Genomic DNA, 20,370 nt, shown 5'->3' on the forward strand with positions numbered 1-20,370 from the left:
CCTCAGTCGTTAAATGCGTCGACATTAAGATATGGGGTGAGTAATTTTTGTTGATACCAACTTGTTTTTTCTATTTTATCGAATGCTTTTTGTAACCTTTGTATCAATGATGGATCCGTGTCTTTATTCGCAGCCAAATAGCCATACACGCTCAAATCATCAATTGCTTTTATAAAAGTGAGCTGAGTCGGTGCGAGATTAAAGTGTTGAGTCATGGAATTGATGTACTGCGGATCATCAATCACCAAATCAACTTTGCCGGATAAAAGTAGTTGATAAGACTGTTTGATGTCAGTTGTTTCGACGATAACGAATTCTCTTTCAGCTAAATATAAAGCGCTGATATCACCCCGTTGGACAGCTATACGGTAAGGTTTTGCGTCTTCTAACTGAGTGATTTTAATTTCAGAACGCTCAGAAAGGCTAACAAAGCCCAAGCGAAAGAAGGCTACTTTGCCCAACCAGTGAAACTGTGATTCGCGCTCAGGCGTTTTTGCGACACTGTAAAGTAATGTATTTGGTGTGCGTTTAGCGATGTGAAACGCTCTAGCCCAAGGGTAAACACGGATATGTGAGTCTATATCTGCTTCTTGTAGCACATGGCGAACGATGTCTGTGCTACTCCCTGCAACTTTACCATTGATGAGAATTTGATTTGGCGGACTGAGTTCAGTAACCACGTGCAAGCCTTCGTGAGCCCAGCAGCCAAAACTGACCAGACAAACAAATACAGTGAACATTCGAAATGTGGAAAACAGCCTAAATTTCATTTAATTGTGATTGTGACGAACAACATTCTAATGATAGATAAACGATGGCACTTACGCACTTAAATGCGCCAATAAATTTTCTGTGTGCCAGAAACGATAAAAGGGCCTATCGGCCCTTTGGTGAAGTATCGTTCAAGTTAGCTGTTACCTTAACCCCTTAAAGCAACAACCTAGGTCTATGAGACCCTGTTTTGCAACCGTGGTTTCTCTTTGTTTCTAAGCAATAGAGAGGAAAAACCCAGCAATTGCGGCGCTCATGAGATTGGCCATTGATCCCGCCAATACTGCTCTGAGCCCTAGACGTGCGATATCCTTTCGCCGGCTCGGCGCCATACCGCCAATCCCGCCTAGTAAAATGGCTATCGAAGATAAGTTTGCGAAACCACACAATGCAAAGGTTACGATTGCTTGTGTGTGTGGGCTTAACTCATCACGATAATTTACAAAGTCTAAATAAGCGACAAACTCATTCACGACTAATTTTTGCCCGATAAAACTACCGGCTGTTATAGCTTCGTTCCAAGGTACACCCAGTACCCAAGCTACTGGAGCGAAGACATAACCTAAAATCTGTTGCAGGGTTAGCTCAGGGTGTTCGAAGAAGCTACCGGCCCAGCCTAACACACCATTTAATAGCGCAATTAAGGCTACAAATGCGAGTAACATCGCACCCACGTTTAACGCTAACTGCATACCACTTGAAGCACCTGATGCAGCCGCATCAATGACATTCACTGGCTGTTCGTGGTCGCCGTCTAACTCTGCTAAATCTTCTTTCGGGGTCTCAGTTTCTGGCACAATCATTTTAGCCATCAAGAAACCACCTGGTGCCGCCATAAAGCTGGCTGCGATTAAATACTGTAAATCAACACCGATTTTCACATAACCTGCCATCACTGAGCCGGCTACTGTTGCTAAACCACCAACCATGACCGCAAACAATTCAGACTTGGTCATCGTCGCGATGAACGGCTTAACGATTAACGGCGCTTCAGTTTGCCCAACGAAAATATTCGCCGTTGCAGACAATGACTCAGGTCGCGATGTTTTTAATAACTTTTGCAGCGCACCACCGAGTATTTTAATCACCCAGTCCATGATGCCGAGGTAATACAACACGGCTACAAGTGATGAGAAAAACACGATGACAGGTAACACCTGAAAGGCAAACAAAAAGCCCAGTGTTTTCTCTGATGCCAGTGGCCCAAACAAGAAAGCAATCCCGCTTGAAGCGTAACTAATAACTTGAGACACCGCCGCCGACATCGACGCCAATATGTTTTTACCAAATTCAAAAAATAGTACGAAGCCACCAATAATGACTTGCAGTAAAAAGGCTACGCCGACTGTGCGAAGGTTAATCGCTTTGCGGTTTGTTGACGCAGCGAAGGCGATGGCGAGTAGCACTACCATGCCGACCAGGCTCATAAATGTTGTCATGCCCGTTGTTCCCGTTATTCTTGTAGTAGGTGTTTGATTTTACTTTTTATTATGTCAATCGCTACGCGGTTTTTGCCACCTCGAGTCACGACTAAGTCCGCTGTATGCTTCGATGGTTCAATAAATTGATAGAACATCGGGCGTACCGTGCGTTTATACTGATCAACCACAGATTGTAAACTGCGGTCACGTTCTTCAATATCACGCTGCATGCGGCGCATCAAGCAAATATCGAGTGGCGTATCAATAAACACCTTAATATTAAATTCTTCCCTTAGTGCTGGGTCACTCAGTAATAAGATACCCTCAACAATAAGAATTTTGGCAGGCAACACTCTGCGAGTTTCATCACTACGTGTGTGTTCACTGTAGTCATAAACTGGCACATCGACTGCCTCACCTGCACGTAGTTGGCGCAGGTGCTCGACCATTAACTCATGCTCAAAGGCATCAGGATGGTCATAATTTGTTGTAACGCGATGCGCCATAGGTAAATGAGATTGATCCCTGTAATAGGCATCTTCTTCAATAATGGCGATGGCGCCTGGTTCTAACTCGTTCACCAATTCTTTGTAAATCGTTTGGCTAAACAAAGATTTGCCCGATGCAGACGCACCAGCAATCGCGATTATGGTTTGTGTCACTGACAAGCACCCAGACTGATATAAGACAAAGGATTACTTTAGCAAATTAGCTACAAATAATCTCAATTGATGCCATCCTTTAGCGCTATCGAGCGCCGAAGTGACGCAAATCCTCACGTTATTCCGACAAATGTATCGGTTTTGGGGTGTTTCTATTAAGGACTTATGTCCGCTTGAAAAAACATCAATGCATAAGCGCATCGAACCTTAAGTTACCTATACTTGCTGTAGGACTTTTGTCCTGTTTACGTGCACGGCAAGTGGTTAAAGTAAGGTTAATAAAGCATTGAGCGAGGCAATTATGGCACGAGCGATTATCTTGATGGCCGACAGTCTTGGCATAGGGGCTGCCCCTGACGCTGAGAAATTTGGCGATTTAGGTGCCAACACCTTGGCACATATTCTTGATACCTACGAACAAGAAAAAGGTGAGCCATTGGCGTTAGCCAATTTATCGCGCCTCGGTTTGATTGATGCCTGTGAGGCGGCGTCTTCTCGAACAATCAATGTTGCACAACGTCAATCACCACACGGTGCTTGGGGCTTTGCAAAAGAACTGTCTAGCGGCAAGGATACGCCGTCAGGACACTGGGAAATGGCGGGTGTGCCAGTACTGTTTGATTGGGGCTATTTCCCTCAGTCTGTGCCGTGTTTCCCGCAAGAGTTTATAGATGAGTTGATAGCGCGCACAGGTATCCCGGGTATTCTGGGCAATTGCCATGCGTCAGGAACGACCATCATAGCTCAGCTTGGTGAGGAGCACGTGAAAACAGGTAAGCCGATTTGCTATACCTCGGCAGACAGCGTTTTCCAAATTGCCGCACACGAGCAAAGCTTTGGCTTAGATAAGTTGTACGAAGTGTGTGAAGTTGCACGCTCACTGCTTGACGATTACAACATAGGCCGAGTGATAGCGCGTCCATTTGAGGGCAAGAGTGTAGATGATTTTAAACGCACAAGTAATCGTCGTGATTACTCAGTGTTACCACCATCTCCTACCGTTTTGGACAAATTAGCCGAAGCGGGTGGTGAAGTCATCAGCATTGGTAAGATTGCTGATATTTACGCGCATCAAGGTATCACCCAAAAGTACAAAGCTCCCGGACTAGAGAATTTACTAGTCAAAACGCAAGAAGTAATGAGTGCTGCGCCCGAGCGCTCGTTAATCTTCACGAATTTAGTTGATTTTGATGAGCTATACGGTCATCGACGCAACGCTATTGGTTACGCAGAAGCATTGAAAGTATTTGATGATTTTCTGCCGCGTATTATCACGCAACTAAAAGATGACGATTTACTTATCATCACGGCGGATCATGGTTGTGATCCGACGGCAAAAGGCACAGATCATACCCGCGAGTATGTGCCAGTTATCGCCTACCGAAAAGGGATGCAAAGCGTTCCTTTAGGTGAGCGAGATAGTTTTGCAGACATTGGCCAAACGTTGGCGCAATGGTTTGATTTAACAACACTAGAATATGGTAAAGGCTTTGCGTCGGCACTCGTGCCTGCAACAGCATAAAAAGAGGACTGCATATGAGTACGCCGCACATTAGCGCACAAATGGGTGATTTTGCCGAAACAGTTTTAATGCCAGGCGACCCACTTCGCGCCCAGTACATCGCCGAACACTTTTTGGATGATGCCAAGCAGGTGACGGGTGTGCGTAACATGTATGGCTTTACCGGTACTTACAAAGGTAAACCTGTAAGCATCATGGGTTCTGGTATGGGCATTCCATCGATGTCAATTTACGCGCGTGAACTTATTTGTAGTTTTGGTGTGAAAAATATCATTCGTATTGGTACCTGCGGCGGTATTGCCCAAGACACTAAAATTCGTGATGTGATTTTCGCACAAGGCGCGAGTACTGATTCGAATGTGAACCGTGCACGTGTTCGTGGTTACGATTTCGCCGCGTTGGCCAATTTTGGTTTGCTAGAAAATGGTGTTCGTGCCGCGCGTGAATTAGGTATTGATGCCAAAGTAGGTAACGTTTTCACAACCGATACCTTCTATCAAGCCGACCCAACATTCTATCAAGAATTAGACAAATTAGGCGTAATGGCGGTTGATATGGAAACCGCAGGCTTATACGGTGTTGCCGCAGAATACGGCGCAAATGCAATGGCATTATTTACGGTGAGCGATCACGTAATTACAGGTGAAGCTACACCGGCTGAAGAGCGTCAAAGCACCTTTAATGAAATGGTGAAGATTGCCCTCGAGTCAATCTAACAAACAATAGAGTTCCTTGGTAATACGTAAAATACGTTAACCTCAAAAGTCCCCGCTACAAGCGGGGCTTTTTTTATCCACTTCCTAGCAATTCCCATCTCGTTGAAATAGTGTTCTCAAAGAAGCTGAATGAAATTTATTCGTTTATTTACAGGTACGTTTGGATTAGCATATAGCGGAAAAATTAATATAAACAGGATGTTGCAATGAAAAAAACCGGAATTTTTTTACTATTCTTTAATTGCTTGATACTGAGTGGTTGTTATTCTACTCCGGAAGTAAAACCGCGCATGGCGCGTTTCGATAGTTCTGAAGTCAACAGCGAAGCATTCAACTTTAAATTATCGGTTGGCAGTGATAGCTCCAACCAAATTCCTCTTGCAGAAATAGAAAAAACAGACAAAGGCTCATCGCTTCGATTGTCAGCAGCAATGACATTAGGTAACGGTTTCGAAATAAAGTACAGCAATAGTGGCGAAGACAAGATCGGCATAAAATATCAGCTTTTGGGGGCACCTCTTGAACAAAAAGCTGCAGGCAATGTGTCACTCGCAACAAGCTTAAGTTACATCCGTTCTGAGCGTGATGATTATAATCCAAGTTCTTCACTCTCAGTGAACCCCGCTTTTTCACAATGGTGGGAATTAGAACAGCAGGCGTTGGATGTTGCGCTGATTTCAGGGTATAGATTTAATGAACGCTTATTGATGTATGGCGGCTTATTCTATCAAGATGGCGATGTTGAGGGAGAAATCCGCAGCGCATTGTCCACAGAGGTTAGTCCACAACGATGCACAGAAAGTGATATTTGTCAGATTGAGTACTTTGGTGGAGATGGCAAAGGATATGGCGCAAACCTAGGGTTAGAGTATGAGTTTACTTCGTGGTTTGTTGTTGCTGCAGAGGTGGTTTATCACCATGCCAAGTGGTTTGATCGTACAAATAGCGAAACCGCTGCAAACCTTAATCTAGAGTTTAGGTTTTAAGCTTGTCTGATAATGGTCCAACTTCGACACAAATGAATACGTATTTTCCAAAATACTTAGGCATTGCGCTAGGGGTAATCTATGGCCTGTCAATCAGGCTCTTGTGGGAACTCGAAGCGCTTAGCAACATAGGCGGTTTAGTCACGGCTTCGTTTATGTTCCTTGTGCCGTGTGTTATTGGTTTTATTCGTATCTATTTCGAGTGCAAGGTGACCGCTGAATTGACCAAAAGAAAAATGATTGTGCTTGCTTGGCAGCCCATTTTTGCTTTCCTCGCAGCGACTGTGGTGAGCCTGTTAGAGGGCAGTATATGTATTGCAATGGCATTACCTGCTTTTATGTTTTTCTCTAGTTTAGGTGGTCTGACGGCAGGGTATTTTTACCATCTGGTAAATCGAAAAAAGACAGCCTTAATGAGCGTTGCCTTCTTGCCCCTTTTGGTCGCTCCTATTGAGAATCAATTTCCTAAAACTAAGCAACATTTACACGGTTGAAAACAGCATTGTCATAAACGCACCTGCTGAAAAAGTGTGGGAACAACTAGGCGAAGTACAAACAATTCAACCCCATGAGTGGGAACGCTCATTGACTTCAATTATCGGTATCCCAGCGCCAGTCGAAGCTAACATGCAAAAAGGTGAACAAGGCGCTGTGCGTATTAGTACCTGGGAAAAAGGTGTGGCTTTTAAAGAGGTTATCACTGTCTGGGAACCCGATGAGCGAATGATGTATGCGTTTGATATTGACCCCGATGCTATCCCTGACAACGCGCTGGACAAACACGTAAAACTAGGAGGTGAATATTTTTCGCCTATCAATGGTGGTTATATCATTACTGTTGATGCAAATGGCAATACTGTTTTAACGCTAGAAACTACGCTAAGGGATAACACTAATTTTGGGCTCTACTCTAGAGTTTGGGGTGAGTTAATTTTTCGAGATTTTCATAATTCTTTACTTAAATTAATGAAATCACGAGCCGAATCATCATGAAGTAGTTTGGAAGCTGGGCTTGAACTGAAACAAACCCAGCATAATCAATAGATCTTTAAGAATTCTCTTGTAGCTCTTTATGAATACTACTCACTAACTCTTGTGGTAAGCACAGTTGATTAGCAAGCGCTTGTAAATACTGGCCTGAAATAGGTTGTTTGAGGTCAATTGCGCTGGCACTGGCGGCGTATACTTCAATGCCCGTTTGGGCATTAGGCACCGCAGCGACAAGTTCAGTGAGCATCATAGGCTTGCGTAACTCGTCAAATAACATGGCTTTTTCATTCACGGTCAGCTCCATGTGCTCAACACTGGTAAATATCTTTTGTCGCTCAGATTCATCAATGTGGCCATCCGCATACGCCGCTGCAATCATTGCGCGCATAAGAAGTAATTGGCCTGACTCGTTGCTGTCATCGACCACTTCCTCAAAGCTCTGCTCGGGCATGCGAGATGGCGTATAATCAAATGTTCGGCCAGTGTGATTGTCGCGAGCACTTGTATTGGTGAACTCTCTGTTTACTTGGCCTTGAGTGGATTCATTTTTTTGTGAGTATTGTTGATAAGCTTTCCACGCTAGGCCGCCAACAGCAGCAAGCGCACCGTACTTCAGCGCCTTCTTACCTGTTTTCTTGCCCTTTTTACTCGTTACTAAACTTGTAAGCCCACCGCCCGCAACGCCGCCTAAAAAGCCACTGAGTGCGCCAGATTTATTGAGATTACCAACGAGTTTTTGTAAATCCTTCATCTTTGCTCCTTATAGATGTGTTGCCTTTTACCTTATGCGATTTACACCAAGGTGAAAACGACAGCTTTGTTACAAAGCACTACAAAGTAGCTTCAGCGGGTTGTTAAATCATGGAATTTACTGATTCGCGGCCTGGCTCGATCAGTTCAATGTGAGTGATTGTAAAGGGCGTGCCCCATTGTTGGATGGTTAACGTTTCAGGGCATTTGTGACCTTGAATTTTTAGCTGTGCACCATCGAGGGCGTAGGTGGAGTCGAGATTGAGCGGTAAAAGACGCGTGCTATCAGTGCAGATTAGGCCAAAAAAGCCACCTTCGAGATTGATAAAACGCACGGTTGCGACAATCCATTCATCTCTGTTTGACTCGGTTTCATTGCTGATGGTGGTGGGCATTAGTGGTCACATTTACAATTGTTGGTTGTGTTAAGCCTAGCAAATATTCAGCCGTTGAGAATACATCTGTGGGCTAAAGCTGAGGATTCGTATTTTGTTACAAAAAGAATCATAAAAATAAAATTATATTCCTTTGTTTTTATAACTTTATCTTTTCATTGCTGTTCTAGCTTTAAATAGGAACAACAAAAAAGGAATGGATATGAAAAGAAAAATACAGGTTGAAGGCAATGCCAGTGCGGATATGACACCCATGCTAGACGTGGTGTTTATCTTATTGATATTTTTTGTGGTCACGACCACATTTTCGCGTTCATATAGCTTAAATATTGAGCGCCCAAAGGCAAGTTTGGCAAGCCCAAGTGAGGCAAAGAATTTGCAGATTAGGATTGATTCACAGGACAGAATTTGGGTGCAAGGAAGGCTCATCGCTACAGAGCAACTGGCTGTAAATATAGCGAAGGAAGCGGCATTGATGCCATTTAAACAGGTGCAGCTTATGGCTCATAACAGTAGTTCGCACAATACCTTGGTGCGGGTACTCAATGATGTGAAGGCTATGGGGCCATGGCCTGTGGCGTTGACAAACTGATAGTTGCAGCACAGAACATAGGTGCACTTCTATCTTATTTGAGGAGCTAAGCATGAATCGCTAGCTCCTCACTTTTATAACGGTGTTGCTACTGTACACGAGTGATCTTGACCATGACCGCTGGATTATCAAATTTATGCTCTGCATTGAGTATTGAATTACTTAGCCCGTCATCCATGCTAACAACACCCGGATGCATAGACACAAAGCCACCGTCTTCTCGGTCAGCGTTGAACCCTTCACCACCGTCAGTAGGGCCAGGGATCGTGCCCATAGCTTCGCTGTTTACTTCAGTGCCCGCGTCATAAGTGTTGCCATACAGCGACATTGAACTGCCAACACTCAACGAAGCAAGACTTACTGCATTCACGCCGGTAAAGGCATCATTTGTATTCACTAACATAGTGGCAACGGTGAGTTTTGCATCGCTGATGTCCTGGATAGTTACGCTTAACGTCTCATCGCTTCCTGCACCTAAAGGGGCAGAGCCCGAAGTGCTCGCCATCACCGTTGACTCAGCGAGAAGTGCTGAGTTGTCGCCACCTTCGGCCAACACTTCCAGTGCACCTGAAGCACTTTCACCCAACGTCCAAAAGTCACCCTCTTGGTGCAGTGCAATTGCAATGGGGCTGAAAGGTTGAGCATTGGTGAGGTTTGTCACTGTGACTTCATAGGTGTAATTCACCGGTGCCGGTGGGGGGACAGGCATGGTTACATTCATGTCGTCATTATCAGAACCACATGCGCTCAAGCCAAGCAATATGAGGCCAGTTAGTGCTGCATTTTGTAGTATGGGTCTATTTAGGGTAGCCATAAATGTCCCCTCCTACTGCACTGTTACTGTGAGTTTAGCGACTGGGTTTAACCAGCGATGCACAGTGTTACTCACATCACTTTTTCCAGCCATTGCATCGTCGTCACCGATATTACCTGGGTGGATATGGACAGTGGTATTTGCAACAGTGCTTGTTACACCACTTCCGCCGTTGCCTAACATGGGCTCAAGGGGAGGTGGGACTGGCATGCCTGGTGTGCCGGGAGCACCGCCACCACGAATTTCATCGTTTGCTTCAGTCCCTGCGTCATAGGCATTGAGGTAAACATGGTACGTACCAGGCTCAGTGGGTAAGGTCCAACTATTAAGGCCAACAAATCCATCATTGGTTGGCAGCATCATACCCACCAATGAAAGCTGTGTATTACCATCACTTGTGCTCAGCGTTCCTTGCGCTACTTGTCCTGGAGACAACAAGCCACCCGCGGGGTTGGCCAAAGTATCTGCTCCTGCTCCTGTTGCTAAGGTCATCAAACCATCAATAGCTCCGCCTTCAGCCATTGCTTGTAACTCGGTGCTTGCTGGCTGAGCAACGTTGAACAGTTGTACTTCATTGCTGTGTGAGGTGACCAGTAAAGGGGTGAAATAAATGCCTTGCGTCAGGTTTTGCACGTGAATTTCTATCTCTGCGGCATTGGCATGGTGAGCAAGGGCTAAAATTGCACTTGCGACTGTTAATTTTGGCAACGATTTCATCTCAAATCCTCTTCATTTTTTATGCATATTGCAGCACTCACAAAGCGCTATAAGCTGTGTGAATATTGGAATGATTTGAGTGTGAATCGGCCGTTTTCAGCACTCACAACAAAAAGACCTGAGTGGTCAAAATATACTTTCAAATAAATTAAATAAATTTATAACTCTATGTTTTTAATAGCTCAATTTGAGATGGCGGGGAGTTTAGCAAAGGCAACACGTAAGCGTTGTTTGATGTCTTCATCACTATTTTTATTCAGTGCCAGACAAGGTATATAGTTTTTTGAAAAGCTGTTGGGCAGGGCTTTAGTAATGTTTGTCATATCGTCCACGGCAGTGTCGATAACTAATATGTAATCTAAGCGCCCATTTTGTAAGTTCCTTTTCAATACATCCATGCCGTTTGTCACAATTAAGTTATGGTCTTCTTTGAAACCTTTTGACAGCAATATACCGTGTGCCACAGAGCCGCGTGACACCCCAACCAACGCAGATTTTGCATCGTCAATTGACTGCAACGCCACTTTGGAGTTATCGGGCAATGAGTACAAGAATATTTTTAACGGTGGCGCTATTGGACAAAACCATTCAAAGTTCTGCTCGCGCTGCGGTGTTTTTAAAATCGTATAGATGAGGGTGTTAGGTTGCTCAAGCGTTCGTTTTAGTGCCCGCTTCCAAGGCAATATCGCGATATCGTAATCTATCTCTGCTTGAGCCATGAGCTCTTTGACTCTTGTTGTTGCGGCACCGATTACTTCACCGTCACTGTTTTTATAGCTGAGCGGCGGGAGATCTTCGGTGACGATTTTTACGCGATCAATCGGCCAACTTGCAAAGCTGGTTAACGCCAAAAACAACAACAAATACTTCACGGGTTACACTCAAAAAAGAACTCAATCTTAGACTAGTTTAAAAATTAACTTTTAGCAAAATCAATTAAGTATGTGTTCAGCCATAGAGTTGTACCTTTTAATCTCACTCCTGTTAAAGTTCCTTTGAACCTTTATTGTTGTTAAGCAGGTTAGCCAGCTATTCCTTGTAGCTGGCTTTTTTTTGCCTATCTTATTGCAAGAGATTTGCAAGCTGGCATCATATAAGCCGCAATTTTATATTTTAAGGGTCTAAGCATGCTGAAATGGCTAAGTTATTTGTTTGTTGGTTTTACGTTGTTGTTCGCATCTGTATCAAACGTTCAGGCGCAAGAAGAGCAGCGTGAAATTACATTGCCAGAGCAGCAAGCCAAAGGGCTTACAAAAGAGCAGCAATCTCAGGTACAACAAACTGTGTCACAGCTTCAAGAACCTATGTATCGCCCCTTGATTGAACGATATATTTTGGACGAGCTGCAATCGGTGCGCAAAGATCAGCAAGCGTTACGTGCCGAATACGCTGAAAAAATAGCGCACGCGCAGCTAGAAACAGCTGACCGAGCAATTGGCTACACAGCGAATACGATGAATAATTTGTTCATTTTGATTACCGCTACCGTGTCGATTCTCGTATTGGTGGGGTGGAATTCACTGCGTGACGTGAAAAACAAAGTAGAAGACATTGTTAACACCCGAGTTAAAGCGATTACAGAAGAGTACGAAGCACGCTTAGCCGGGCTAGAAAGTCAGCTGCGTGCGCGCTCAGAAGAAATTCTCAACAACCAGAAGAAAATTACCATCACCAATGAAATTCATTCATTGTGGATGCGCGCTAATTTGGAAAGTGACTACAACAATAAAGTGGAAATTTACGATGAAATTTTGACTCGTAAACCAGAAGATGTTGAAGCCATTGCATACAAAGCGGATGCGTTGCTTGAATTAGGAGACACTCAACAAGCGGTTGTGTTGTGTAACCAAGCATTGGATATCGATTCAGATTACGGCTACGCCTATTGGCAAAGAGCGTGTGCCTACGCGATGAAACACCAGCATAGTGACGCTATGGCTGATATCCGCATGGCACTTGAGTATTCACCAAGTTTACGTAACGAGCTGATGCACGAGAGTGCGTTTGCAAGTTTGCATGACAACGATAGCTTTAATGAAATCGTTAGCGGATAAGTAAAAAAAAAGCGGCTCACAAGCCGCTTTTTTTAGGCATAAATTTTTACTTAGAAGTGGATTTAAAAAATAACACTTTTTTCACTAAGCCATTCACAACCTCATAACTGGCAACCACTTCGCCACGTTTGTCGATAACATCAGGGTCTGCAGAACACGACTCAGACAGTTCTTGATCAATCACAAAGTTGCCATGGACAATACGTTTAATCGGTGTGCTTTTCACACATTTCAGATTTTTAAACATGACGCCATAGCGAGCTATGAGCTGCTCTTTGCCTGAAAACATCAATTGGTTTGGATACATATAAAATGCCACGTCTTCAGCGAAGTAGCTAATGAACAAGTCGATGTCTTGTTCATTGTAGGCTTGCGAAACAGCATCGACGATAGACACAGCATTGTGTTGCTCTTTGTTAAGCTTCTTGGCGGTTTTTTTATCAAGTTGATTCTCGACAATTTCAGGTGAGCCTTCACCTTGGACAGCTTCATCATCGTTGGCAAAAACAAGTTGGCTATTGAGCACTGCCAACAACAATAAACACAGGCGCTTCATAATACTTCCTCGACTTACCAATACTGTTCAACGGTGATTTGCCCCGGACTACGCCGACGATTACGGCTATAACCCAGATCCGCTAAGCACTGGCTGGTGTCTTTTACCATATCGGGGTTACCGCAAATCATAAATTGTGCCACCTCGGGATTAGCCACAAGCTGAACACTTTCAAAAAGTTTTCCGTTCTTTATTATCTCTGGAACACGTTGTGTCAGTTCGGTGCTGTTGGCTTCTCGCGTCACGATAGGCACATACCTTAACTGCGGATGTGTGTTCTGTATTTCTTTTATCAGCGCTTGATAACTGAGATCTTCGCGCGTGCGCACACAGTGTACCAGCACGATATCTTGGTACTGTTGCCATACATCTTGCGCTTGGAGCATAGATAAAAATGGCCCAATTGCAGTGCCAGTGCTAAGCATCCACATTTGTTGTGCGTTGGGCACTTCATCGAGGGTAAAATAGCCAGTGGCTTGCTCGGCAATTGCAATGTTGTCGCCAGGTTGCAGCTTTGCCATCGCTTGGGATAATGCACCGTCATCGACTTTGATTAAGTAAAACTCAAGCTCTTTACTGCTCGGAGGGTTTACAAAAGAGTAGGCACGGGCCACTCGTTTATCGTCGATTTCAAGCGCGAGCTTGGTATATTGCCCTGCTTTGAATGGGGCAATGTCAGCTTGCACAACTAAGCTAAAGAGCTTATCGCTCCACCAATGAATTCGGGTAACTTCTGCTTCCAGCCAATTTGCCATGCGCACTCCAATGCCACGAATATATTCCTTAAATCTGGCAATACAGTGCGCAAATGTCAATCAAAACAATAACAAACACAGCTAGAGAATCATGAGAAACTCAACAAGATCTTGACGTTCCTGGGGGGATAATTCGAGTTTATGTAGCAGCTCACTGGTAACAGGAAATCGTGGGTCATCAGCAAATTCTTCTCGCGGCTTTGGTCTTGCCCCTCCGGCATTGTAAAAGTTAACGACGCCAATCAAACTGGGAAAAAGTCCATTGTGCATCCAAGGGCCCGTTTTCTCTATACCAAGTAACGAAGGTGTGCGAAATTGTCCTATGTGTTCAATTTTATGAGTTGCATCAAAGCGACCAAAATCTTCAAACCGGCGACCAAAGAAGTGCAGCCCGGTTACATGAAATTCATTGTCACTCAGCAATGCACCTTCGTGGCAGGTCATACATCTTGCTTTAGTCCTGTATAGATGCATGCCACGAAGTTGAGCGTCTGTGAGTAATGTCAGCGCATCTTTGGGATCGCTTTGTACACGTTTGATATAGGCACTGAATGTAGAATCAGGTGGTAGCAGAGTACGCTCAAAGGCAACGAGTGCTTGCGCAAACTGCGATTCGTTTAATTGCAGTGTGCCAAAAGCGGAAAGAATGAGCTTGTCGTAGGTACTGTCTGAGTTAATACGCTGCAATGCTTTTGGCACTGAAAAATCCATTTCAATAGGGTTTTGTATTGGCATGATTGCTTGTTGCTGAGCACTGTCAGCACGACCATCCCAAAAAAACGACTGCCAATGATCGAGACCAAAAATAGCCGGTGTATTTCGCGTTCCTTCTTGTGCGTCGATACCTATGGCAACTTTTCGCTTGTCGGCAAAGCTAAGTCTAGGCTCGTGGCAAGAGGCGCAGCTAACCGTTTTGTCTCGAGATAATTGTGGATCGTGAAATAAGCGTTTACCTAGTAAGACTTGTTTTCGTTGTGGTGCTCCTTGTAAAAGTGTAAGAGGCGCGAGCTTCTTCGCCGGCTTCCCATCTGCGGTTGTGATTGGCGGCCACAGAGCTTGGGGCTGGGCGTAGGTGCTTCGCAAGAATAAAGTTGATTGGTCGTCAGTCTCGCTGTAGGTGGCAAAGCTGCTGAATAAACATAACGTGACAATAATGGGCTGTAGCTTACTCATAGTAATAAGTGACTCCGAGCCAAAACATGCGACCTGGTTCAATCCCACTTTCACCCTCATCAATCAAATATGAACGTGCATTGAGCAAGTTGGAAACATCTGCACGTAGTTCAAGTTGTTGCATGTGGGACAAGGGAATTTGCCATCGAGCGCTTAGATTCAACATGACACGTTCTTTAATCGTGCGCTTTTTGTATACGTCGGTAAACACGCTGTCTAGCTCACAGTCTGCACACTCGACGTTCAATGTGAGAGGGCGCTGATAGTCAGCCTTTACAGCAGTATCATAACTACCACTGTAGGTTGCGCTGAGGCTGGTATTGAAATGACGGCTCCAATCAACATTCCACCCTAATGCAGCAGTGACGGGAGTACCGAAATTTGTTCGAATGCGGGTTAATTCACTGAGTGACACAGGCTGAGTTGATTTGCCATCATCGTAGAAAACAAGTTCATCCAATGGGGTGTTAATCGCACTTGCTGTGTAGCTTTCATTCGATATTTCATTGTCTGAATAGGAGGCATTTGCCCACAGAGAATGTACTCCAAATTGTGCACTCCAAGCAATGGAGTATCGCTGGGATTGACCTGTCCCTTCGTTAGTCATGTAGATATAGCGGTAACCATCCGCGGCAATCGGTGCGTCGTTGTTGCGGGAAAATTGTTGTCGCTTGTTGCGGTGCACATAATTAAAAGAGAAGGTCCCCACGTGTTGAGTTGCGTGCTTTAAGCCCACCGCCACTTCATCGTCATAAGGGGTATGCACATTGTCGAAGCGATAGCGATACTGACCTGTGTAGTTCGAATCTAACCAATTTTGCACATAACCGTTGCGAATAGGGCGATATTGTTGGTATGAGAAGCGCTGATGCTCTCTCAACTTGTAGCCTATAATTGATGCGTCGTAATAGCGATTTAGGCCGATGGTGAGTAGTGTGTTTGTATCACTGAACAAGTGATAACCGGCGCTAAAGCGAGGCGCAAGATTGTGGTTTTTTAAAAAGTCATCGTATTCGTAACGCAGACCTAGATTGAATTGCCAGTCGCCCCACTCAATCTTATTTGTTGCGAATAGGGCTGCTTGTTGCAGTGCCACACTGATGTGTTCTTGAGGGGTTACTGCACGCCCTGAAAAGTACTGTGCCGTAGTGGCAATGTTGTTGGAATAAGCCAAAACATGGTCTGGGTTATTGAAGTTGATACTTCCACCAAGCTGCTGCGCCAATGTCTCTAGGTCAACATAAAGCGCTCGTTCGATGCAATCCAATGTGTAACCACTGCAATTGAGCTGTGCTGTATCACTTGCCCAAAGTACAGGAGCATTGTAATTATAACTGTCTTGGTGGCGTGTTCGTTTTACTTCTTGACGGGTGATTTGCGCACCAACACTGAGGACATGTTCGCTAGCGCCAATAGTAAACGCATGAAAATCTAAGTTGTTGTTTAAGGCATAGGAGGTTTGATTCTTGTCGATATTACCATGACCCCCTTCAAGGGAGACAGGAAGATCATCTACGCTTTGTTCTGCAAATTGTCCCCACTCTTTTCCTTTTGCTTGTCGCCAAATGTAGTAATGCTCGGGTGCTTCGCGAGAGCTATCGCTGTGGCTAATATTCAATTGCATTTGCCATTGCCCAAAGTTGGTATTCTCTACCAAATTTGCAATGATTCCGCTGTTACCCCCTTCAATAACATAGTGACTATTTCGCACATTTTTTAAGTATGTGGTGTCTTTATACGGTGAGTAAAGGAATGAAAGGTCGAGTTTGTCGACCCAGCCATCTCGATATCCGTATTTTATAAGCGAATTTATATTATCTCGACGCTGGGTCTGCACCTGAGCCAAAGAAATGTCAGAAATCGTGCTACGCAACGCGTTCATGCTGAACATAAGTGCATGGTGTTCATTCAACTTCGTTTGCGCATTGAGCGAGTAGCTGCCTTTTTCAAAAATGGGCGGTGCGAGCTCATTGTCCTGAATTGTTTCATTACCAGTTCCTTCATCGCTTGGGGCAATGACATGATAGCGCCCCCAATCGCTTTGATTAGCGCGCACGCCAAAGTTAAACGATGTGTCGTCTAAGAATGGGCTCTTTGTTTGAGCGTCAACTACGCCGCCTGAGAACCCACCGTATTGGGCTGGAATGTTATGGTCGTAGACGGTAATGGAATCAACAATATCACTATTGATGTTCATTGTTTGCACGCCGCCCGATACGTCATTCGCACTGGCTTTGATACGGCTGCTCTCGCCGGGATCAATGCGGTTATTGTAATTCATGCCATCAAGAGAAAATGCCGTTTGCCACGGTTGAGCGCCCGATATCGAAATCTCAGGTGCACTTATTTCCTGTAAATTATCGATAAGTAAGGCGTCGGAACTCAATTGCACACCAGGTAGCAGTGCAACCAATTCATTAATGTCGCCATTGCCTTTGGGGGTTGCTTCAATGAATTTACTGTCAAGATAGGCCCTACCAATAACTTCAGGCACTTCGATGCCGATGTAACGACCAGTCACTTCAATGACTTCGATGCTTTTACAGTGAGGGAGATTCTCAGAGCTTTTGGCATCGCACTGGTGCGAGGGTGATTCTGGAGAGGCTGGCAATAGGGTCTGCTCATTTGCATGACTAGCAACTGCTGTTATGGAGCAAATGAGCAGACACGTGTTAAGTCTACGTGTCTGCATGGTACTTCTCTGGATTTGCGGATTAGTTGTTGGTGTGTTCACCAATGGGTGTGGCATCATTGGCATCATCGATGCCATCGTTATCAGCGTCCGTGTCAGCGATAAGTCCCGTGAGTTCTATTTCTTCTTCACTCGCATCGTTGATGAAAAAGTTAGGTTGGCCGTCATGATCCGTGTCGATGCTTGCGATGTGTGTGCCAGCGAAGTCGTCTCTATTGGCAATGAGCTCCGCCATTTTTACAGTGAGTCTTAGTTTATCAGCGTCGCCATTGAGGTCTGATTGGATAAGTTGCTTCGCTGAGCTGTGCATGCCTAACAGGGTATATAAGCTGACAAAGGTCTCCATGTTATCTTGAACTGTTTTGTCGGCCATACTTGCCAATTGCGTGTGCAGCTTGTTAGTTAAATCCACGGTTGTGCTATGTGCATGAGCGTAAACATCTGCGTAGTTTTGTATGTGAGCTGCTTGCTCAGACAATGCGGTTACAAACGAGGAACGAGCATAAAATCCCGTTTCAGCTTCTGCTTGTGACAGTGCATTAATGAGCAGCAGTTCGCTAATTTTTTCAATACCTTCAGCATCAAGGGAGGCAATAGAGTTATCGATATCCTCTGTAGCAGACACGAGCCAATTTAGCGCAATGTCGCCATGGTGAGCATCAATGAGATAACCAAGCATTTCCACGGTGTATTCAAAACGGCTGATTGGGTCTTCCAAGCGTTTAATTTCTTGCTGCGCTAACACCGCAAGTGCAGGCACTTCATCAAATTGTTCTGTGAATATCATTGCGTTAATAACATTTCCATAACCGACAATGGTATTGACTGTGGTGGTGTTGCCAGCTTCATATCTGAAATAGGTGTATTGGAGTTCGGCGCAACTCTGTGCAGCACTTTTAGCATCTGCACCTATTCGCAGTGCTGTTTTTACGAGCAGTCCACATCCGCGGTAGCCCGTGGTGTAGCTCATCAATGATTCCTGTGCCACATATTCAGGGCTCAGTAAAAGGTTTTGTGCCACCTCTAGCACTTCTTGTGCGAGTTGCACTTCACCCGCTTCGTACAGCAATAGTGCGACACCTGAGCTGGCATCTTTTTGCGTGAGGGTGCGCAAATAAGAACGTAAGTTTTCGTCTTCACTGAAATATAGATAGGCTGGCGAGAGAGCGCTTTGCACCGATTCGCCAGCAAGGATTCGTTTGCTAATGTCAAAGGCGAACATGTGCTCCTTAGCATCGCTGATATCGCGCTCGTCTGTGAGTAAGGCAAAGGCAGGGTTGGATGTGCCGTCGTATAGCGCACTGATCAAGCCCGATAGAGATTCCAGCGGGTAGGTGTAGGTCGCAAGGGTTGCCTCAGCATACGCAGAGGCAACGATGTCATAACTGGCGTCAAAATTGACCACGCCATACAGGGCTAAGGCTTCATTGACTAGTTTACGCGCGGAATCTTGCGCGCCAATTTGAAAGGCGAGTTCAGCAGCCCATGTTATATATGCAGCCTTGAGACGCTCTACAGGTTGGCCTGCGAATTCTCCAGATTTTTGAATTTGGTAACCCGTTTGCAGTGTTAAGTCGCTGTAGGCATTAATGATGCTTTGTGCTGTATCAAAGTTCTCTTGGCTAGGGTTTTCAAGCCACGCATCAACCGCTGCCCCAGCGGATTTGTTGAAAGCAGTAAGAAAACGCCCAAACTTAGAGGAATACTCTTGTTCACGCACTTGATTGGCATACGCTTTTAAAGAAACAAGTAAGTCCTCAGCAGCTTGAACTTGGCCAGCTGCACGGTAATCATTAACCAAGCCGATAAAAAAAGCGGGATCACTGGAGCTAATATTGTCGATCCCTTTCTCTGCAATGTATTGATTGAATGCACTTTGAGCCGCCAAACGATATTCCAGTGCGCGCTCAGGTTCACCGTTACTGTCCAATGCTCTTCCAACACTGCGATATGCGCGGGCTTTATCATCAAGCAAGGTGATTCGATTAATTGACCCTGTTGCTTGTTGCTCAAACCCAGCGAAAATATAGCCAACAGCAAGGCTCTCGTTGACCTCATTGAGAGATAAATCGTCATAAACTGTATCGGCTAGTGCTTGGGCTTGCTTCAAATGTGATTGGTTTGAGCTGTAGTAATAGTTGCGTTTATCTTCGTTTGTCACGTAAGCAGGTTGGAGACTAATGACAGCACGCAAAGGCTCAGTGATGATGCCGTCCGTATAGCTAATTTCAAAGCTATCGTCGATAACCTCCAGGTTGTTTGCTTGATAACTAAATTCACCCGTTTGACCATCTAGCTCTAATTCACCAGAGGAAGGACCGACAATCAGATTGAAAGTAATGTCATCGCCGTCGACATCGAGAAACTCAAGTATTCCACCGGTTGTCGCGGAGGTTGTGACGTTAATACTCGATGTCAGTAGTTGTGGCGCATCATTTGTATTTTGCACCGTAAATGTGAGTGTTGTACTGCTAGACAAAGCGCCGTCAGAAGCGCTAATTTCCGCGGTGTCATTACCGAAATAATTGGCATTAGGTGTATAGGTGAACGTTCCGTTTGCTTCAAGTGCTATGATGCCATTTGAGGGGGCGTTACTGAGTGAATAAGTGAGCGGATCACTATCTGATGCTTGCACCTTAGCTGTTAACACAGTGTCTTCGACTAGCGAAAACTCCAAGGAGCTTGAGCTAAATGTGGGAGCCTGATTTGATTCACCTCCACCGCACGCAACAAGCGCTAGTGAACACAGAGCTGGGAAAATTGTTATTTTGAAATTCATTACAGTGAATAGGTAGTTAAATTTA

Annotated in this window: 20 protein-coding genes; 7 read left to right on the plus strand and 13 right to left on the minus strand. The window is 44.9% G+C overall.

What is annotated here, in order from left to right; translation table 11 throughout:
• Positions 1-2 precede the first annotated feature (2 nt).
• From ACH19P_RS16060 to udk, 3 genes are all read right to left on the minus strand, one after another.
• Positions 3-680, minus strand: coding sequence for a substrate-binding periplasmic protein (locus ACH19P_RS16060; protein ID WP_462159609.1), 678 nt, complete (start codon positions 678-680; stop codon positions 3-5).
• A gap of 306 nt (positions 681-986) precedes the next feature.
• Complete coding sequence (locus ACH19P_RS16065; RefSeq protein ID WP_462159610.1) at positions 987-2,210, minus strand: NupC/NupG family nucleoside CNT transporter; 1,224 nt, start codon at positions 2,208-2,210, stop codon at positions 987-989.
• Positions 2,211-2,224: 14 nt separating this feature from the next.
• Positions 2,225-2,854 carry a uridine kinase gene (udk, locus tag ACH19P_RS16070; protein ID WP_462159611.1) on the minus strand — a complete coding sequence of 210 codons (630 nt, stop codon included), beginning with the start codon at positions 2,852-2,854 and terminating at the stop codon, positions 2,225-2,227.
• Positions 2,855-3,155: 301 nt separating this feature from the next.
• On the opposite strand from udk, the gene ACH19P_RS16075 reads away from it, so the two are divergent.
• From ACH19P_RS16075 to ACH19P_RS16095, 5 genes are all read left to right on the plus strand, one after another.
• The gene (locus ACH19P_RS16075) at positions 3,156-4,376 is read left to right on the plus strand and encodes a phosphopentomutase (RefSeq protein WP_462159612.1); all 1,221 of its coding nucleotides are present in this window, start codon (positions 3,156-3,158) and stop codon (positions 4,374-4,376) included.
• 14 nt (positions 4,377-4,390) lie between these two features.
• Positions 4,391-5,092 (plus strand): purine-nucleoside phosphorylase, encoded by a 702-nt coding sequence (deoD, locus tag ACH19P_RS16080; RefSeq protein ID WP_347389637.1) that lies wholly within the window; start codon positions 4,391-4,393, stop codon positions 5,090-5,092.
• A 206-nt stretch (positions 5,093-5,298) separates the two neighbouring features.
• Entirely contained in the window at positions 5,299-6,078 is a 780-nt protein-coding gene (locus ACH19P_RS16085; protein WP_462159613.1) for a hypothetical protein, read from the plus strand.
• Between the two features lie 2 nt (positions 6,079-6,080).
• Positions 6,081-6,572, plus strand: a complete 492-nt coding sequence (locus ACH19P_RS16090; RefSeq protein WP_462159614.1) for a hypothetical protein — start codon at positions 6,081-6,083, stop codon at positions 6,570-6,572.
• A gap of 34 nt (positions 6,573-6,606) precedes the next feature.
• Positions 6,607-7,071 carry a hypothetical protein gene (locus ACH19P_RS16095; RefSeq protein ID WP_462160188.1) on the plus strand — a complete coding sequence of 155 codons (465 nt, stop codon included), beginning with the start codon at positions 6,607-6,609 and terminating at the stop codon, positions 7,069-7,071.
• A gap of 55 nt (positions 7,072-7,126) precedes the next feature.
• Here the strand turns inward: ACH19P_RS16095 and ACH19P_RS16100 are convergent, their stop codons facing one another.
• On the minus strand, positions 7,127-7,819 hold the full coding sequence (locus ACH19P_RS16100) for a tellurite resistance TerB family protein (RefSeq protein WP_462159615.1): 693 nt from the start codon (positions 7,817-7,819) through the stop codon (positions 7,127-7,129).
• Positions 7,820-7,922: 103 nt separating this feature from the next.
• A complete protein-coding gene (locus ACH19P_RS16105) occupies positions 7,923-8,213 on the minus strand; it encodes a hypothetical protein (RefSeq protein ID WP_462159616.1) in 291 nt (96 codons plus the stop codon).
• 202 nt (positions 8,214-8,415) lie between these two features.
• Between ACH19P_RS16105 and ACH19P_RS16110 the strand changes: the two genes are divergently transcribed.
• Positions 8,416-8,805 carry an ExbD/TolR family protein gene (locus tag ACH19P_RS16110; protein ID WP_462159617.1) on the plus strand — a complete coding sequence of 130 codons (390 nt, stop codon included), beginning with the start codon at positions 8,416-8,418 and terminating at the stop codon, positions 8,803-8,805.
• A gap of 88 nt (positions 8,806-8,893) precedes the next feature.
• On the opposite strand, the gene ACH19P_RS16115 is transcribed toward ACH19P_RS16110, so the two are convergent.
• From ACH19P_RS16115 to ACH19P_RS16125, 3 genes are all read right to left on the minus strand, one after another.
• Entirely contained in the window at positions 8,894-9,619 is a 726-nt protein-coding gene (locus ACH19P_RS16115; RefSeq protein ID WP_462159618.1) for a spondin domain-containing protein, read from the minus strand.
• 12 nt (positions 9,620-9,631) lie between these two features.
• Positions 9,632-10,336 (minus strand): spondin domain-containing protein, encoded by a 705-nt coding sequence (locus tag ACH19P_RS16120; RefSeq protein ID WP_462159619.1) that lies wholly within the window; start codon positions 10,334-10,336, stop codon positions 9,632-9,634.
• Positions 10,337-10,518: 182 nt separating this feature from the next.
• A complete protein-coding gene (locus ACH19P_RS16125) occupies positions 10,519-11,208 on the minus strand; it encodes a substrate-binding periplasmic protein (protein WP_462159620.1) in 690 nt (229 codons plus the stop codon).
• A gap of 255 nt (positions 11,209-11,463) precedes the next feature.
• Between ACH19P_RS16125 and ACH19P_RS16130 the strand changes: the two genes are divergently transcribed.
• Entirely contained in the window at positions 11,464-12,390 is a 927-nt protein-coding gene (locus ACH19P_RS16130; protein WP_462159621.1) for a tetratricopeptide repeat protein, read from the plus strand.
• Between the two features lie 46 nt (positions 12,391-12,436).
• Here the strand turns inward: ACH19P_RS16130 and ACH19P_RS16135 are convergent, their stop codons facing one another.
• The 5 genes from ACH19P_RS16135 to ACH19P_RS16155 all read right to left on the minus strand — a co-directional run bounded on the left by ACH19P_RS16135 (position 12,437) and on the right by ACH19P_RS16155 (position 20,345).
• Positions 12,437-12,946 carry a nuclear transport factor 2 family protein gene (locus tag ACH19P_RS16135; protein ID WP_462159622.1) on the minus strand — a complete coding sequence of 170 codons (510 nt, stop codon included), beginning with the start codon at positions 12,944-12,946 and terminating at the stop codon, positions 12,437-12,439.
• Positions 12,947-12,960: 14 nt separating this feature from the next.
• Positions 12,961-13,701, minus strand: a complete 741-nt coding sequence (locus ACH19P_RS16140; RefSeq protein ID WP_462159623.1) for a ferredoxin--NADP reductase — start codon at positions 13,699-13,701, stop codon at positions 12,961-12,963.
• 81 nt (positions 13,702-13,782) lie between these two features.
• The gene (locus ACH19P_RS16145) at positions 13,783-14,874 is read right to left on the minus strand and encodes a cytochrome-c peroxidase (RefSeq protein WP_462159624.1); all 1,092 of its coding nucleotides are present in this window, start codon (positions 14,872-14,874) and stop codon (positions 13,783-13,785) included.
• On the minus strand, positions 14,867-17,566 hold the full coding sequence (locus tag ACH19P_RS16150; RefSeq protein WP_462159625.1) for a TonB-dependent receptor plug domain-containing protein: 2,700 nt from the start codon (positions 17,564-17,566) through the stop codon (positions 14,867-14,869). The genes ACH19P_RS16145 and ACH19P_RS16150 overlap by 8 nt, the downstream gene beginning before the upstream one ends.
• A gap of 22 nt (positions 17,567-17,588) precedes the next feature.
• The gene (locus ACH19P_RS16155; protein ID WP_462159626.1) at positions 17,589-20,345 is read right to left on the minus strand and encodes a cadherin-like domain-containing protein; all 2,757 of its coding nucleotides are present in this window, start codon (positions 20,343-20,345) and stop codon (positions 17,589-17,591) included.
• Between the last annotated feature and the right edge of the window lie 25 nt (positions 20,346-20,370).

It is taken from the genome of Pseudoalteromonas sp. GB56 (assembly GCF_054923835.1).